Below are 1,355 nucleotides of genomic sequence, written 5' to 3'. Positions count from 1 at the left end.
ACCCAGGCCGCGCACTCCCACGTCCAATACCTGCCGTTTACTCCAGCGCACGCCGACAAACTGAGAAATCTGGAATTTCCCGTTTGAAATAAAGTCGGCTAAAGCGCGAACGCCATCAAAAGCGGGCGCTTTGTCGTCGTAGCTGATCACGCAGCGCTTATCGACCGGATTTTTTACAAGCGCGATGTGATCAAGGTGTTTGATGTTCTTCGCAATGGCGACCGCTCTCTGGCCCCGATACAGTTGACCTCTACGGTGGCTGCAATCCATGCCATCTATGTCCTTGCCACAGATGCTGCATTCAAAACTTTCTACGACTGCGCCGATACTGCAGAATAGCTTATACGGATAGAGTTCTTCGATGGCGTACAGCTGATGCTCTAGCGTCGTTATTTTAATGGCGGAGAATTGGTATATCAAACGGAGTGCATCGAATGCATTCTGAAGATCGTCCCAGGACTTGGAATAGTGATTGAATGCTATCTTGCGCCAAAAAAGGCCGTACGATTCAAAAAAGTTTAGGTATACATTTGGGATGTATAGATCATTAAGTGCGTCGTCCGTTTTATCTTCGCTGTGAGCGTTGCGCTCATGAATAATCCGTTCTCGGATGGGTGTTAAATCCGGTGAGCGGTCGATCCGAGGCGATGCTTCCACCGCTCGAATGAATTCTCTCAGCGGCCGTTGAAATTCGCCTAGAAGGGTGAGTCCGATTGGCGAATTAAGGGGATTCATCGAAGAAATTGTTTAGGTCAAAGCGCTTAACCGCTTTTCCTAAGGCCTCAGCATCGCCGGTAAAATCAAATTTCTTGGTGATGCCCTCGCGTTTGTTCTGATACATCACCGATACGTGGACTTTCGGATTGTCGTTTCGTAGCGCACCCTTTGCTTTATCGTAGAGATAGCTGGCTAGCATGTTCAGAAATACTTGAACCGCTGTGTCGCCCGCTACGAATACGAGAGGCAGCCAAACATCAGCGCCGTGCAATACCAGCTTAGTTGTACGCTCGGGGTAAATAACGGATAGATCTGGATGATCCTTGCGAAGCCATTTGACGAAGTCGCTTACGTCCGCTTCCATGTGGCCCTCATGATTTGGAACGAGGCTTATTCCCTCAGAGGAACGTGCAGAAAAAGCGCGATATGCGGCGTCGTCCTCTACTGAGGAAACTCGCATGACGGTCTCGTCTTGGAAGTGGTCAGTCATAGGATCCAAGTAGGCTGATTGCCATTGAAGATGCAACGCTGTTGATCATCGCCCCTTGCCGCCCTTGCGTCATCACACGGCGCCGTACAAAGCTGGTAGGGGCAGGTGTATGCATGGATAGCGTGCGAGCGAATGCGCAACTACAGTT

At 50.0% G+C, this 1,355-nt stretch carries 2 protein-coding genes; both read right to left on the bottom strand.

Going from position 1 to position 1,355, the window contains the following annotated elements:
* A partial coding sequence (locus AC1DU6_RS31315; RefSeq protein WP_477862042.1) for a hypothetical protein occupies positions 1-735 on the bottom strand: 735 nt, incomplete at its 3' end.
* Positions 722-1,207 carry a hypothetical protein gene (locus AC1DU6_RS31310; protein ID WP_457325775.1) on the bottom strand — a complete coding sequence of 162 codons (486 nt, stop codon included), beginning with the start codon at positions 1,205-1,207 and terminating at the stop codon, positions 722-724. The genes AC1DU6_RS31310 and AC1DU6_RS31315, both read right to left, overlap by 14 nt.
* Positions 1,208-1,355 lie beyond the last annotated feature (148 nt).

The organism is Roseateles sp. P5_B10, assembly GCF_056400485.1.
This window is presented reverse-complemented; position numbering and strand designations above follow the sequence as displayed.